Annotated in this window: 11 protein-coding genes; all 11 read right to left on the reverse strand. The window is 63.4% G+C overall.

What is annotated here, in order from left to right:
• Window positions 1–63: 63 nt before the first annotated feature.
• Window positions 64–1815: a hypothetical protein gene (locus ABDX79_RS06710; protein WP_346219500.1), complete on the reverse strand. Its 1752-nt coding sequence runs from the start codon at window positions 1813–1815 to the stop codon at window positions 64–66.
• A complete protein-coding gene (locus tag ABDX79_RS06715; RefSeq protein WP_346219501.1) occupies window positions 1812–2957 on the reverse strand; it encodes a protein-glutamate methylesterase/protein-glutamine glutaminase in 1146 nt (381 codons plus the stop codon). Before ABDX79_RS06715 ends, ABDX79_RS06710 begins: the two co-directional genes overlap by 4 nt.
• A gap of 78 nt (window positions 2958–3035) precedes the next feature.
• Complete coding sequence (locus ABDX79_RS06720; protein WP_346219502.1) at window positions 3036–3923, reverse strand: CheR family methyltransferase; 888 nt, start codon at window positions 3921–3923, stop codon at window positions 3036–3038.
• Between the two features lie 139 nt (window positions 3924–4062).
• Entirely contained in the window at window positions 4063–4527 is a 465-nt protein-coding gene (locus tag ABDX79_RS06725) for a chemotaxis protein CheW (RefSeq protein ID WP_346219503.1), read from the reverse strand.
• Between the two features lie 242 nt (window positions 4528–4769).
• On the reverse strand, window positions 4770–6491 hold the full coding sequence (locus ABDX79_RS06730; RefSeq protein WP_346219504.1) for a methyl-accepting chemotaxis protein: 1722 nt from the start codon (window positions 6489–6491) through the stop codon (window positions 4770–4772).
• A gap of 11 nt (window positions 6492–6502) precedes the next feature.
• On the reverse strand, window positions 6503–6982 hold the full coding sequence (locus ABDX79_RS06735; protein ID WP_346219505.1) for a chemotaxis protein CheW: 480 nt from the start codon (window positions 6980–6982) through the stop codon (window positions 6503–6505).
• Window positions 6979–9057, reverse strand: coding sequence for a chemotaxis protein CheA (locus tag ABDX79_RS06740; RefSeq protein ID WP_346219506.1), 2079 nt, complete (start codon window positions 9055–9057; stop codon window positions 6979–6981). The genes ABDX79_RS06735 and ABDX79_RS06740 overlap by 4 nt, the downstream gene beginning before the upstream one ends.
• Window positions 9054–9422 (reverse strand): response regulator, encoded by a 369-nt coding sequence (locus ABDX79_RS06745; RefSeq protein WP_346219507.1) that lies wholly within the window; start codon window positions 9420–9422, stop codon window positions 9054–9056. Before ABDX79_RS06745 ends, ABDX79_RS06740 begins: the two co-directional genes overlap by 4 nt.
• A 165-nt stretch (window positions 9423–9587) precedes the next feature.
• Complete coding sequence (locus tag ABDX79_RS06750; protein WP_346219508.1) at window positions 9588–9920, reverse strand: STAS domain-containing protein; 333 nt, start codon at window positions 9918–9920, stop codon at window positions 9588–9590.
• Between the two features lie 187 nt (window positions 9921–10107).
• Window positions 10108–11004 carry a DNA-binding response regulator gene (locus tag ABDX79_RS06755; RefSeq protein WP_346219509.1) on the reverse strand — a complete coding sequence of 299 codons (897 nt, stop codon included), beginning with the start codon at window positions 11002–11004 and terminating at the stop codon, window positions 10108–10110.
• Window positions 10988–14377 (reverse strand): ATP-binding protein, encoded by a 3390-nt coding sequence (locus tag ABDX79_RS06760; protein ID WP_346219510.1) that lies wholly within the window; start codon window positions 14375–14377, stop codon window positions 10988–10990. Before ABDX79_RS06760 ends, ABDX79_RS06755 begins: the two co-directional genes overlap by 17 nt.
• Window positions 14378–14611 lie beyond the last annotated feature (234 nt).

Here is a 14611-nt window from a genome sequence, read left to right on the forward strand (position 1 = left end):
CCTTTGAACCCATCGCTTTCGACGGCTCTTCGGCACCGTTCCTGTCGTTCAAATCCGGTGCGTTCAGAAAAGGAACGCGTCGAGATCGTCCTCGGCGGCGGCGTTCGCCGTCTCCTCCGCGGGGACCGGTTCAGCTCCGGTGACCTCGTCGTGGATCTTCCGCTCGGCTTCCATCGTGTAGGCCTTGCGCAGCTTTGCAAAGAGGTCGGCGTGACGGGCGATGACCGAAGGATCGCGGCCCTCGCCGGTCGCGACCCGGATACCGAGAGCGGTCTCGACGCCGGAGAGGGTCTCGATCAGCCCTTCGAGATTGCCGAGCCCCTCGCCGACATCCGAGGTGAGGCCGGCAATGCGCCCGCCCACGGCATCGAGGACGGAGCCTGCCGATCCGAGCCGTTCGTCGGCCAGGGAGAGGATCGAGAGCGCCCGTTCGGCCTCGCTGACGAGTTCCGCGATGCCGCGATCGGCCGCGTTCGCGCGAACCTGCCCAAGATCGTCCGCCAGCTGCCCGAGGTTCGAAAGAACCGCGGAAAGCGCCTCCGACTGGGTCACCATATCGCCGACGACTTCACGCATCTGGTGGGATACGACGCCGAGGGCGATCCCCTCCTTGCCGAGGCGCGAACAGCCGATCGCGGTGTTGAGACTGACGAGCCGCATCTCGAATTCGAGCTGACGGATTTCGCTGGCACGGGTGTTGAAGGCGGCGACATCCTCGGTGATGCTCCTTGCCAGCGCCGCGACGCGCTCCTGTTCCTCTTTTGAACGAGAGAGTTCGGTGCTCGCCTGGGCAATATCCGGACCGAGCCGGGCCGTGCCCGGCGCGTCATGGCGCGCGCCGGTTCCAACGAGTTCACTCTTCAACGCGCCGAAGGAATGGTCGATATCTGCGGAGAGGACGAGAAGGGCCTCCCTGAGCGATCCGGTCTCCTGGACGAGATCGACCCGGGTGCCGCTCATCTGCGCGCATTGCAGTTCGAGGATGGCATATTCGGCCTCGGGCGTCTTCTCGGCGATGGCAAGCCCCGCCGAGACATGTTCGAGACGCTGGCGGGTGTTGTCGCCAACCTGCATGGATGAGACAATCCGGGACACCTGCCCGGAGAGAGATGCACAGGTCTCCTTCGCGAGGCCGCTCGTCTTCGAGGCACGCGCGCGATCTTCGACGGCCGCCGCGAGATCGGCCTCGATCCTGTCCTTCAGCCATTCCGTCGCCCGGGCGAAATTGCGCTCGAAGGCCTCGCTCTTGACGGACGCACTGACGAGCAGCGTGCGCAGCTGGGACTGGCCCTTGGTGAGCCGATCAACGACATCGGCGGTCCGCTTGATGAATTCGTGAATGTCGTCGGTGAAGACGGCGAGTTCGGTCTCGCCGTCGCATCGTGTGCCTGCGGCAATCACCCGGGCGTTCACCGCGATGGCCGAGATCATCGACACGGTCTGGCGGAGGGCCTCGACCTGGGAACCGGCAGAGGTGACGATGCGCGTCAGTTCGACGACGATCTGGTGCTCGCGGTGCGTTGCTTCGAGAAGGCCCTGGCATTCGCGAACGAGCCCCCGGATCGCGGCCTCGGCCTCGGCAACCTCCGGGCCGGCATGAGCCTCGGTGATCGCACCGAAGGCTTCGCGCATATCGCCGAGCAGGCCGACGCAGGCGAGCAGGCTTTCGCCAATGCGCAGGAAGATCGTCTCGATGCCGTCGATCGTTCCGTCAAGCTGATTGCGGTAGCGTTCGAGCGGGAAGCCGCGATGTCGGACAGGCTCTGGCGGCGAGTCCGGAGAGCCGTCCGGTTCGAGATGGGCTAACGCACTCATGAAGCGATCCTGGCGGTCTTTGCGGCAATGGCGGTATAGCGCAGAATATACTCCGCAACCTTGTGGAGAGGAACGACCTTCGCGGCGGCGCCAAGCTCGATTGCCTCCTTCGGCATACCGAAGACCACGCTCGTCTCCTCGTCCTGGGCAATCGTATAGGAGCCCATCTGGCGCATTTCCAAAAGACCGCGCGCGCCGTCGTCGCCCATGCCGGTCAGGAGGACGCCCATGGCATTCGCGCCTGCGTTCTGCGCAGCCGAGCGGAAGAGGACATCCACCGACGGGCGATGACGGCAGACATAATCGCCGTCCCTGATGGCGACGCTGTAGCGACTTGCCTGCCGTTGGAGCAGCATGTGACGGCCGCCCGGCGCAACCAGAACCCGGCCGGGCCCGACAAGATCGCCGTCGGCGGCTTCACGAACCTCCACGGCACACATGCCGTCGAGACGCCGGGCAAAGGCGGCGGTAAACTTTTCCGGCATGTGCTGGACGATCAGGATACCGGGGCTGTTTGCCGGCAGACGGGTGAGCACCGATGCCAGCGCTTCGGTTCCCCCCGTCGAGGCGCCGATGCAGACGATGGGGTCGGTCTTCGGGATCGAACGCTTGAGCGAGGCCATACGGGTCTCGGAGATTGGCGGGATCATGACGTCGGCGAAGAGCTTCGCCTCGACCGCCGGCTTGACCTCTCGGCGCATGCCGCTTCTCACCTTGGCATGGGCGGCGGCCTTCGCGACGTCGCAGATCAACATGCGCGACTCGGTGAGGAACTGGCGCGTATCGACCCGCGGCTTGGTGATGACATCGACGGCGCCGGCGGCCAGCGCCTCCATCATCACGTCCGATTTTTCGCTGGCAAGGCTGGAGCAAACGACGACGGGAATGGGGCGCTGCGCCATGATCTTCCTCAGGAAGGTCAGCCCGTCCATTCGCGGCATCTCGATATCGAGGAACAGCACGTCCGGGATCTGCTGGCGGATCTTCTCGGCCGCGAGATAGGGGTCGGCCGCCGTGCCCATGACCTCGATCTCCGGGTCGTCGGAGAGAATGGCGGTCAGGGTCGTGCGCACCGAAGCGGAATCGTCCACGATCAGGACCCTGATTTTCTCCCGGTTCGTGTCAGAAGCGTTCTTTTGCATCACTCGTTCCTGGGAAAAGGTCCTTTTGGACTTAAAAAAGGGTCGTCTCGACAGAAGCAGGACGATAACGGCGACTGGTTAGCATTTCTGGTAGATGGTCGGACCAATCTGCCTGAAATCGCTTCCCCGCACGGCCATCGATTCCGAATGGCCGACGATGAGAAAGCCCCCCGGTCTCAGATGGCCGCCCAGCCGCGTAACGACCGCCTGCTGGTCGGCCTTGTCGAAATAGATGAGCACGTTGCGCAGGAAGATGATGTCCACATCCCTGTCGTAGGGATAGCGCTCGCCCATCAGGTTCATGCGCTCGAAACGGGCCCTGCGGCGCAGTTCCGGCACGATGCGAACCTCCGCCCGCTGGTCATCGGCACGCCCGTCCATGACGTAGCGCTTGCGTTTTTCCAGCGGCACCGGCGCCATCGCCTCGATCGGATAGATCGCGCGCCGGGCCTGTTCGAGCACCGCCGTCGAGATATCGGTGCCGAGCACTGCATAGGTGAAATCCCGGCGCTCGCGGGCGAGATCCTCCAGCACCATGGCGATCGACCAGGCTTCCGCCCCGTTCGAGCTTGCCGCGCTCCAGACCTTCAGGAGACGGTTCGCGCCGCGGGAAAGAAGCTCGGGAACGAGCTTTCGCTCCATGAGGTCGAGATGTTCGGGCTCGCGGAAGAAGTCGGTCTTGTTGGTCGTCATCACGTCGATGAGGTGAACCAGCTCCGCTTCGAGTCCCCCCTGATCGAACAGGAACCGGCAATAGGCATCGAGGGTGGGAAGCTTTTGCGCGCGCATCCGCTTGCGAAGGCGTCCCTCGATCATCACCCGCTTGGCCTGGGGCAGTCTGATACCGGTCTGCTGGGTGACGAGAACCGTGAGGCGCTCGAAGTCGGCCTCGGAGATCTGGTCTTCGGAAACGGGAGGGCGGAAACGGGAGCCGAGCGGCTCGGCGACAGCTGAAGCGAGGGGCATCTTGGTCCTTTACGCGTCTCGCGTAGCGGGTGATCGGCACCGGCTGCGATGGCGAAGAGTTATGGAAGCGATGGGTTGGGGCATCGGGCCGGCGCTGGAGACAAAGCGACCGCCGCGCCGTAGATCGGTTACCTAAAGGTCAGGCTGCCGCGGCAACCCCGGTGACGTCGTGGGAGACGAACAGCCGGTCGAGATCGAACACTGTCGCGAACGCACCGTTGCGACGTCCGACGCCGGCAACGCATTCGGCGCTCCACCGCCCGCCGATCTTCACCGGCGGCTCGAGCGGGCCGTCGAGTTCGGCGACCTCGAAAACCCGGTCGGCGCGAAGAGCCAGCTTCTGCATGTCGCCATTCAGGAGAACGTCGAGGACGATGACGCGGGTGTCGTGGGTGTCCTCGACCGCATCCATTCCGAGGCGGAGCCTCAGGTCGATTACCGGAATGCTCTGCCCGCGAACATCGATGACGCCGAGAAAGTCTTCCGGCGCCCTCGGCATTTTGGCGATGGGCTGCGGCTCGAGGATCTCCTGAACGCGCGATACCGGAACCGCGAAGAGGGAGTCGGCGACGCCCAGGGTCACATATTGCGTTGCTTCAGTCATGGGGCGTCTCTCTCGGCTGAAATGGCAGGATTTGCGGGGCAGATCGGCAGTGCTTCGTCGCTGCGCGGTCTGCCGTGAATTCTTAAAGTCGGGAGCGATGTTCCGGCGCCCCTAGTGGAGCAAATTTGACATTTGAGGCCCGCCTTCGGCGAACGTCGAAATCGAGCCACTAGGACACCTCACGGTCTCCCTCGATGGGGACCCTCCCGGCCGCCATGGGCCGGGAGGACAGATCGGTCGCCTCAGGCGGCCCGGCCGTTGCGCACGAAGCGGCGGTCCAGATCGTCGCCCTCGTCGTCCATGTCGAAGTCGAAACCGCCACTCTTGCCCTTCGGCGCGTTGCGGGCGCCGGACATGGAGGGGGCCGCGACACGCAGCGCGTCGTGCATGTCGGCGACGCCGAGACCGGACGAGCCTTTCGACTTTTTCACCGGCTGATGGTGCTCGCTCATCGAACCGCTGTTCTGGTTCACCTTGAAGAAGGCGATCGAGCTCTGCAGGCGGTCGGCCTGGCTTGCGAGTTCCTCCGATGTCGAGGCCATTTCCTCGGCAGCCGAAGTGTTCTGCTGGGTCACCTTGTCGAGCTGCTGGATCGCCATGTTGATCTGGGCAGCACCGGTGTTCTGCTCACGGCTCGCATTGGTGATCTCAGAGACGAGCTCAGCCGTCTTCTGGATATCGGGAACGAGACGGGTCAGCATGTCCCCGGCCTGCTGGGCGGCCTTGACCGTATCGCCCGAAAGGCCGGAGATCTGCTGGGCCGCAGCCTGGCTGCGTTCGGCGAGCTTGCGCACTTCCGAAGCGACCACCGCAAAGCCTCTTCCGTGTTCGCCGGCACGAGCTGCCTCGACGGCCGCGTTGAGGGCGAGAAGATCCGTCTGGCGAGCGATCTCCTGAACGATCAGGATCTTCTCGGCGATGGTCTCCATGGCCTTCACGGCCTTGCCGACGGCCTCACCGCTGGCTTCCGCATCCTTCGCGGACTGGCGGGCGATCGCCTCGGTCTGCGAGGCGTTGTCGGCGTTCTGCTTGATGTTGGAGGCCATCTCTTCCATCGAGGACGAGGCTTCCTCGGTGGACGAGGCCTGCTCGGTTGCGCCCTGGCTCAGCTGCTCGGCGGCCGAGGACATTTCCTGGCTGCCGGAGGAGACGTTGCGGGCAGAACCGGTGACATCCGTGATGATGGCTTCGAGCTTTTCGACCATGTCGCGCGCCGCGGCCAGAAGGCTCTCATTGTCGCCCTTGCGGGTGTTGACGTCGACGGTGAGGTTGCCCTGTGCGATCTCGCGGATGACGTCGCGGGCATAGTCCGGTTCGCCGCCGAGAGACTTGAGGACGTTGCGGGTCAGGAAGATCGCCGTCGCGATGCCGATCAGGAATGCGAGACCGATGACGGTGAAGGTGATCATCTGAGCCTGGGAATAGATCACGTCGCCTGCGGCGCTCGAAGCTCGGCCGCCTTCCGCGTTCAAGTCGACGAGCGCGCTGAGATCGGTCGAGAAACCGTCGAACGCAGCGTCCGTGTCGCGAAGCATGCGAGCGGCCTGCTCGTTCTCGTTCCGGCGGGAATAGCCGAGCATCTTGGTGCTTTCGGCGAGATACTGCTCGTATTTGCCGGCGAACTGGTCGTAGATCCGCTGCTCTTCATCGGATGAGATCAGCTGCTCGTACTCTTTTCGCAGCTCGGCGATCATGGCGCCGGTCTGTTTCATTTCCGTTTCGGCGACCTGCATTTCGTTGTTGTTCGTAGAGACGACATGCTCGAGTTCGTTGATCCGGAAGTCCGAGGTGGCCGTATTGATACGGTTGATGAGATTGACGCTCGGGAGCCAGTTGTCGGCGATCACCGTCGACTGGTCGTTGATCTGGCGCATTTCCAGAATTGCAACCCCACCGAGACCGGCGATCAGGGTGAGCAATATCCCGAAGGCAAGGGCGAATTTCGCCTTGAGCGAGAGTTTCATTGGGTATCCTTTCAGTTGCTGTTGGCGGCGGGGTTCGCCCGTGACCCGAAAATTTGCTGCATGTCTGGAATGATGACGAAGTCGTCGTCGCGGCGGCCGATGCCGCGCACGTATTCGGCCGGCCAGCGCATGCCGACCTTCGGCGCTTCTTCGATGGAAGCAGTTTCGATGTCGGTGACCTCGTAGACCTTGTCGGCAAGGATCCCGGCGACCATTGGTTCGCCGTCGAGCTCGATCTCCATGACGACGATCCGCGTATCGGTGTCGGCAGGCGGCCGGTCCATGCCGAAACTGACCCTCAGATCGGCGAGCGGCACGACATTGCCGCGCACGTTGATCAGGCCGCCGACGAAGGCGCCGGCATTGGGTACCCGGGTGATCGGGACCGGGTCCAGGATTTCGCGGACATTCGTCGCTTCGAGCGCGAACATCTCGTCCTGGAGCCGGATGGTGAGGGCATGCATGGCTTTCGACTCCACGGCTTGGGTCATGCGGCTTTCTCCAGGGTTTCGGCGCGCCGCCGCTCCTCGATCTTCTGGCCGAAGCCGACGAGGTGCATGACGTCCAGGATGAGGGCGACGGTGCCGTCGCCGAGGATCGTCGCGCCGGAGAAGGTCTTCAGGCCCGAATGAAGCTTCGAGAGCTGCTTGATGACCGTCTGATTGTTGCCCAGGATCTCGTCCACCACCAGGCCGACGCGCGTGGTCTCGGAGGAGACGACGACCACCTTCTGGAAGCGGTCCGGCTCGTTTTCCGCACCGAACAGAGACCGCAGCTTGAGGAAGGGCACCAGCTCGCCGCGCAGATTGATGAAGCTGCGCCCGCGCGCCTCGGCATCGATGCCGTCGGGCAGTTCGACGCATTCCTCGACCGCCGCGAGCGGGATCGTGTAGCGATCGTTCCCGACCCTGACGAGAAGGCCGTCGATGATCGCGAGCGTGAGCGGAAGGCGGAGCGTGACGGTCGTGCCCCGGCCGGCCGCGGTGTCGATATCGATCGATCCGCGCAGGCCGTCGATGGTGCGCTTGACGACGTCCATGCCGACACCGCGGCCGGACAGCGCCGTCACCTCCGTCGCCGTCGAAAAGCCCGGCTGGAAGATCATCCGATAAAGTTCGCCGTCGGCGACGCTCTGGCCTGAGGCGATGAGCCCCGCCTCCTCCGCCCGCTGGCGGATGCGCTCGGCGTTGAGGCCGGCTCCGTCGTCGCGAATGGCGATGGCGACTTCCGCGCCGCGATGCTTGGCTGAAAGCGTCAGGGTTCCCGTCGCGTTCTTGCCGGCCTCGGTCCGCTTGTCGGGCCGTTCAAGACCGTGATCGATCGAGTTGCGGATGATGTGGACGAGAGGATCGGCGAGCTGTTCGATCACCGTCTTGTCGAGTTCGGTATCCTCGCCCTCTGTCACGAAGTCGATCGGCTTGCCGAGATCCTCCGACAGATCGCGGACGAGTCTGCGGAACCGCCCGAAGAGCGACCCGAAGGGGACCATCCGGGTCCCCATCGTCGTATCGCGCAGGCTGGAGGTGAGCCGCTGGATCTCTTCGGCGACGTTGACCAGAGAGGGATCGTGGATCGTCTCGGCGAGCTGCGAGAGGCGGGCCTGGGCAATGACGAGCTCGCCGACCCGGTCCATCAGTTCGTCGAGCCGCTCGGCCGGAACGCGCAAGGTGGCGTTGCGCTCGATCTTCGCCGGTGCCGCAGCCTTGCCGGTTGCAGCTTCGCCCTTTGCCGCCGAGGCTGGGCTCGACGGCTCCGTCTTCGCCGCCGGCTCGCCGATGGCCGTCTCGGCCTTGGCCCGATTGACGAGCGCCTCCACGGCCTGTGGTTCGCTCGAAACGCTCTCCTCATGCTCCAACGTGAGCGCTTCGATGACGAGGTCCATGTCGTCGCGGACGAAAAGGAAAACGTCGTCCACCGCTTCGCGCTCGACGGGAGCGTTCAGGATAACATCCCAGGAAAGATAGCACTGCTGGGGCTCAAGACGATCGAGCGTCGGGATCTCGCCGGCATCGGCATGGATCTCGCACGGGCCGAGTTCGCGCATCTCGTCGAGAAGAAGAAGCGGGTTCGCGCCAAGCGTCAGGGCTTCCGCAGCAAGCTTGAAGCGGATGCGCCAGCCGGTCGGCCGTGAGGCGCTTTCCGCGTCTTCGCCACAAGACGCTTCCATCTCGTTGACGACCGGAGCATCGTCCGCCGCCCCGCTGACGGCGATCTTCAGGGCGGCAAGGATCCCATCGCCGCGCTCCTTATCGCAATCCGGATCGTCGATGAGCCGAGAGACATGATCGCGCGCGTCGAGAGCCGCCGCGATCAGCCGGGGTCCCGCTGCGGCCTCCCCCTTGCGGACGCGGTCGAACGCGGTTTCGAACTCGTGGATGAAGTCGGAGACGGCCGTGAAGCCGAACATCGCGCCGGACCCTTTTAAGGTGTGCAGCGCGCGGAAGGCGAGGCCGACGAGCTCGCGGTCGTCAGGCCGCGTTTCGAGATCGAGAAGCGCCTGTTCGAGGGTCTCGATGAGATCGGCAGCCTCCTGCCGGAAGACGTCCGTCGGGTCGATGTTGCTCATGCGCCCGCGACCTTGCGAACGATGGCGAGGAGCTGGTCCGGCTTGAAGGGCTTCACCATCCAGCCGGTGGCGCCGGCGGCCTTCGCCTCGGCTTTCAGGCTGTCATCGGACTCCGTCGTCAGGAAGACGATGGGAACACCGCTCGATGCCGGTGTCGTGCGGTATTCGCGGATGAAGGACAGCCCGTCCATCACCGGCATGTTGAGATCGGTGATGACCGCATCGATCGGGTTCGCAGCCGCCTTCTGCAAGGCCTCGCGTCCGTCGGCAGCCTCGACGACACTGTAGCCGGCCTGCTTCAGCGTCATGCCGACCATCTGCCGGACGGAGGCCGAATCATCGACCATGAGGATTGTCTTGCTCATCAGGGATATCTCATAAATTGACGCTGGGGAGGAGAGAGCTCGATCCTGCAGGCGCCCGAAGGCGCAGCAGGTCGCGGTCGGACACGCGGTGTCTCGCGCGTCCAATCGAGGTGCGGGCTTTCGGCGCAGGGGGACAGATTTTTATCTGGGGTTGGAAGACCCTGCTCAGGTCGGCGGCGACGGAATGAACAGTTTCTCAAATTCGGCCATCAGCCCCGCCCGTTCCGCTGCGACGCGCAGCGCGCACTCGTCATCGGCGATGATCTGAATGGCCGTGCCGGAGCCCTGCGCGGTCTTTTGCGCGGACAGAAGCATCTGCAGGCCCACGACATCGAAGGTCTTCACAGCACGGCTATCGAACATGGGCGACGGCCCGTGGATATTCTGGGTCAGACAGGAGGTCATCGCGTGAACGCCCCGGATCGTGCAGTCCTCAGGCAGTGCCACCACCACAGACGGGTCGCCCTGTGAGCCGGTGGCTCCATATCCATAGCTCATGAGAGTGCTGGTCCAGTTACGTGATCTCACCTCAAGGTGATACTTCTTCGATAAAAAACGTTTAATAAGTTGGCTCTGCAAAAATATTCTCTTGAGGTTGTGCCACGCCTCCGATTGCACAAACGGCCTGCTACGCATTTCCAGTGATAGGCACGGCCTCGCTCTTTGCCTGAAGAGGCGAAGCACCCTACTGATCGACCATGAGAACACGGACTGCGGTCGTCGCGGCAGCGGTGCGGTTCTCGACGCCGAGCTTGTCGAAAATCTGCTCGGTGTGCTTGTTGGCTGTCCGGTGGCTGATCTCCAGAATGTCGCCGATCTCCCTGTTCGATTTGCCGTGGGCGATCCAAAGCAGCACCTCCGCCTCTCTGATGGTGAGGCCGAACGCGCTGGCGAGCCTCTCCTCATCAGTTCCCGACGTGCGATCGAAAAGCTTGATGAGGATCTGATCGTCTTTCCGCTCCAGGATCCGCATCTCGATTGGCACGCCCGATGCATCGTGCAGGAACGGCAGGTCCGTTTGCTGTGCCAGCCATTCGGCGACGGAGATCGGCATGCGTTGACCCTGCCTGCTGTCGAGACCTGCATCCTCCAATAGCCTCGCAGCCTGGCGCGTCGCCCAGTTCAGGACGCCGCTCTCGTTCAGCGAGATGATCCGGCGGCCGGTCGTCTCCAGCGCCACCCGCGCCGACCTTTGCCGTCGCATATGGCTGAGATGAACGTTCATCCGGGCAAACAGCTCGTCGAGATTGATCGGCTTGGCAATGAAGTCGGCACCGCCGGCCGCGAAGGCGCGCACGACGTGTTCGCTTTCGTTGAAGCCGGTCATGAAAATGACCGGAACATCGCTCGTGCGCGGATCGGCCTTCAGCCGCGCGCAGGTCTCGAAGCCGTCGATCCCCGGCATCATGGCGTCAAGCAGGATCAGGTCCGGAACGGTCTCGTCGATGGAGCGGATCGCATCGAACCCGGAGAGCGCGGTCGTCGCCGACTGACCCGTCAGGGAGATGGCATCGACCAGCATCCTGGCGGTGTCCACCGCATCGTCGACGACGAGGATCGAGGTTTCACTGGAAGCGTTCATGGTCTTCTTCCATTTGTCGTGAAGACAGGATGTCGATGATCGTATGGCGGCGCCCGCGCTCCGCGAGGTCTCGCATTCCGGCGCAGAAATCACTGGTGTTCGGCAAATCATGCTGGATCTGGCGGAGGGAACCGGCGAGGGAGCGCAGGAGATCGGCCCGTGCGAGCGTGCGCAGCTCCGAGAGGCGTTCTGGCGGGGGCCAGTCCCAGTCCGCGGCTCTGCGGAACCAGGTATCCTGAAGGCTCTCCTCCTCCCAATCGAGATTGAGATGGCTGCCGATTCTCTCGATGAGATCGGTGAGGAGGAAAGGTTTTGTCAGATAGTCGTCATAGAGAGCGCGATATTCGGGTCGGTTACGTTCGGCGCCCACCTCGGCCGAGACCATGACGATCGGGATGTCGGTCGGACCCATACGGATCCGCCGGGCCACGTCCCAGCCGTCGAGGTCCGGCATCGACACGTCGAGAAGGGCAATATCCACCGAAGAGATAGCCGCCGCCGAGACCGCCGAGCGGCCATTGATCGCTTCGATCACCTCAAAGCCCATCGGCTCCAGGAATTCGCGCACGATCCGGCGATGGGAAGCGTTGTCGTCAGCCACGAGCACACAGCGGCGATTGCCCCGATAGCCGCGAGGGATAGGTTTCGAGATCTGCACCTCCTCGCCCTCGTGGACCGAGGAGAGGAGAACACGCAGGGTGAAGGTGGTGCCCTCCCCCTCGGCGCTTTTGACGGTAAGGTCGCCGCCCATGATGTCCACGAGCAGGCGCGTGATCGAAAGCCCGAGCCCGGTGCCGGCTGGCTGAGTCTCGTCTGCCGCGTCATTCACCCGTTCGAACGGTTCGAAGATGCGTTCGAGATCGGCTTCGGCGATACCGACCCCGGTATCCTCGACGGCAAAGGTCGCGATCCCGCTTCGATAGGAAAGCTTGAGGGAGACACGGCCATCGCGCGTGAACTTCACGGCGTTGGAGAGAAGGTTGATGAGGACCTGGCGGAGCCGCTTTCCGTCCGTCCAGACGAAATCCGGCAGATAGGGCGGGGTCTCGAAGCGAAATTGCAGCCCCTTGCTGCGCGCCTGAAGGGCGAACATGTCGACGATCTGGTCGAGCAGCGGTTTCAGGGCGACCTTGTGCCGGAAGATCTCGAGCTTGCCGGCTTCGATCCGCGAGATATCCAGCAGCCCTTCGATCATCATGGAGAGATGGTCACCGCTGCGCCGGATCGTGGAGGCCGCCGTATAGACCGGCGTGCCAGCCTCGGCCCTTCGCTCGAGGATCTGAGCATAGCCGAGGATCGAGTTGAGGGGCGAGCGCAGCTCGTGGCTGAGCCCCACCACATAGCGGCTCTTGGCGAGATTGGCCTTCTCGGCGACTTCCCGTGCCTGCTTGAGGGCGAGATCGGTTTCGCGGTGCGCGGCGATCTCGTCCATCAGAAGCTTCGTATGCCGGCGTACCTCTTCCTCCGCACGCCGATGGCTGTCCTGACTGAGGACGAAGAGCCAGACGACAATGCCGGAGGCTATGACGACGATGACGAAGAGCTTCGTCAAAAGCGAGGACGCGGCCTGATCCGACAGGTCCCCGTTCAACTGGCCGTCGATCGAGACGAACAGAAAGACGGCGGCGAGAACGATGCCGACCACTGTCATCATCGTCGTAAAGCGCATCAGCGTAGATTGGAAAAGACGCTCGATCCGCGCTTTCGAGCCCCCGAGGCGATGCAGTCCCGATCGAAGCTGGTCGGCAAGATGGGAGCCCGTCTTGCAGGCATCTCCGCAGCGTGCATCGAGGGTGCAGCACAGCGAACAGATCGGGCCGGCATAGACGGGGCAATGAGCCATGTCCTCGCCGTCGAAGGGATAGTCGCAGATGCAGCAGGTCTTCTGGCCCGGGCCGGTCGCGGCCGCATCCGGCTCCCGGGCGATGTAGAACCGCCCGCCGGTTACGATAGCAAGGAGCGGCGAGACGATCAGGGGAACCAGGATCGCGACATAGGAATAGAGCGCGGCACCGCCGGCGCCGAAGACACCCCCATAGGCGCAGACCGAGGCGACTATTCCGGCGATCATCGCACCGAAACCCACCGGATTGATGTCGTAGAGATGGGCGCGCCGAAACTCGATCCGGTCCGGCGCCAGACCCAGCGGGCGGTTGATTACGAGGTCGGCGACGAGGGCCGAGACCCATGCCACGGCGAGGATCGCATAAAGGCCGAGAATGCTCTCGAAGACGCGATACATGCCGAATTCCATGAGGAACAGGCTGATCATCACGTTGAAGACGAGCCAGACGACGCGCCCGGGATGGTTGTAGGTGAGACGGCTGAAGAAGTTCGACCAGGCGATCGACCCGGCATAGGCATTCGTCACGTTGATCTTCAACTGGCAGATGACGATGAAGATGCAGGTCAGCGCAAGCGCGAGATCGGGGCTCGGAATCATGTCGGCATAGACGGTGAGATACATCTTCACCGGATCGGCCGCGCTGAAGAAGTCGATGCCCTCCCGAAACGCGTAGTAGGCGAGATAGGAACCGGCAAAGAACTTCGCGGCACCGAAAAAGACCCAGCCGGGCCCCGCCCCGACGAGGGCCAGCCACCATCGCCTCCGCCCGATCGTCGCAACTGACGGCAGGAAGCGCAGGAAATCGACCTGCTCCCCGATCTGCGCCATCAAAGCGAAGAGGACGGCGGAGGCCGCGCCAAACGCCGCGAGGCTCAAAGTCCCGTCTGGCGCACCGAAGAGGCCCGTATAGCCGGTCCAGGCCGCAATCGAGGAGCGCTCGTTCAAGGCGAGATAGATGAAGGGAAGAAGCTGGAGAACGATCCAGATCGGCTGCGTCCATGCATGGAAGCGGCTGATGAAGGTGACGCCGTAAAGCACGAGGGGGATCACCACCAGCGACGCCAAGATATAGCCGATCGTGAGCGGAAGGCCGAGCGCAAGTTCGAGGGCGTTGGCGATGATCGCCGCTTCGATCGCGAAGAAGATGAAGGTGAACGTCGCGTAGATCAGCGAGGTGATCGTCGAGCCGAGATAACCGAAGCCTGCCCCGCGCGACAACAGATCGATGTCGACACCTGCGCGGGCCGCGTAATAGCAGATCGGCAGACCCGCGAGGAAGATGAGCGTGCAGACCGTGACGATGGCAAGACCTGCGTTCGGGAAGCCGTAGGCGAGCGTGATAGTACCGCCGATCGCCTCGAGAGCGAGGAACGACACCGCCCCGATCGCGGTGTTCGCGATGCGTCCGGCCGAAAACCTGCGTACGCCGAAGGCCGTAAAGCGCAACGCATAGTCTTCCATCGTCTCGTCGGCGGCCCACCTCGTATAGGTGCGCTTGATGCGGGGAACACGCAGGGGCTGCGTCATGGTCTCCCTTCGAATTGCCGGTACGGCAGACTTCGGTCAGATCCAGCCCTTCTTAACGGCACGGCGTGGAACAATCGGCACGGTCTGCCCATTCTCGATGATCGCGCCAGTGCAACTGACAGCACATTCGGCGGGCCGGACGAAGCAGGAAATCGCGCACAGATCACTCCCGCTTGCGTATCTCACCATGCCGGTCGCAATGACGTTCTCTCTTCGAACGTTATGGGTGATTTA

Source organism: Fulvimarina fulva (assembly GCF_039652615.1).
Taxonomy (GTDB): domain Bacteria; phylum Pseudomonadota; class Alphaproteobacteria; order Rhizobiales; family Rhizobiaceae; genus Fulvimarina.

What these genes read in the sequence shown, in the direction of transcription:
- ABDX79_RS06745 (WP_346219507.1), bottom strand. Translation starts at nt 9,422, where the DNA reads ATGAGCAAGACAATCCTCATGGTCGATGATTCGGCCTCCGTCCGGCAG.
- ABDX79_RS06720 (WP_346219502.1), bottom strand. Translation starts at nt 3,923, where the DNA reads ATGCCCCTCGCTTCAGCTGTCGCCGAGCCGCTCGGCTCCCGTTTCCGC.
- ABDX79_RS06735 (WP_346219505.1), bottom strand. Translation starts at nt 6,982, where the DNA reads ATGACCCAAGCCGTGGAGTCGAAAGCCATGCATGCCCTCACCATCCGG.
- ABDX79_RS06755 (WP_346219509.1), bottom strand. Translation starts at nt 11,004, where the DNA reads ATGAACGCTTCCAGTGAAACCTCGATCCTCGTCGTCGACGATGCGGTG.
- ABDX79_RS06710 (WP_346219500.1), bottom strand. Translation starts at nt 1,815, where the DNA reads ATGAGTGCGTTAGCCCATCTCGAACCGGACGGCTCTCCGGACTCGCCG.
- ABDX79_RS06725 (WP_346219503.1), bottom strand. Translation starts at nt 4,527, where the DNA reads ATGACTGAAGCAACGCAATATGTGACCCTGGGCGTCGCCGACTCCCTC.
- ABDX79_RS06750 (WP_346219508.1), bottom strand. Translation starts at nt 9,920, where the DNA reads ATGAGCTATGGATATGGAGCCACCGGCTCACAGGGCGACCCGTCTGTG.
- ABDX79_RS06740 (WP_346219506.1), bottom strand. Translation starts at nt 9,057, where the DNA reads ATGAGCAACATCGACCCGACGGACGTCTTCCGGCAGGAGGCTGCCGAT.
- ABDX79_RS06715 (WP_346219501.1), bottom strand. Translation starts at nt 2,957, where the DNA reads ATGCAAAAGAACGCTTCTGACACGAACCGGGAGAAAATCAGGGTCCTG.
- ABDX79_RS06730 (WP_346219504.1), bottom strand. Translation starts at nt 6,491, where the DNA reads ATGAAACTCTCGCTCAAGGCGAAATTCGCCCTTGCCTTCGGGATATTG.
- ABDX79_RS06760 (WP_346219510.1), bottom strand. Translation starts at nt 14,377, where the DNA reads ATGACGCAGCCCCTGCGTGTTCCCCGCATCAAGCGCACCTATACGAGG.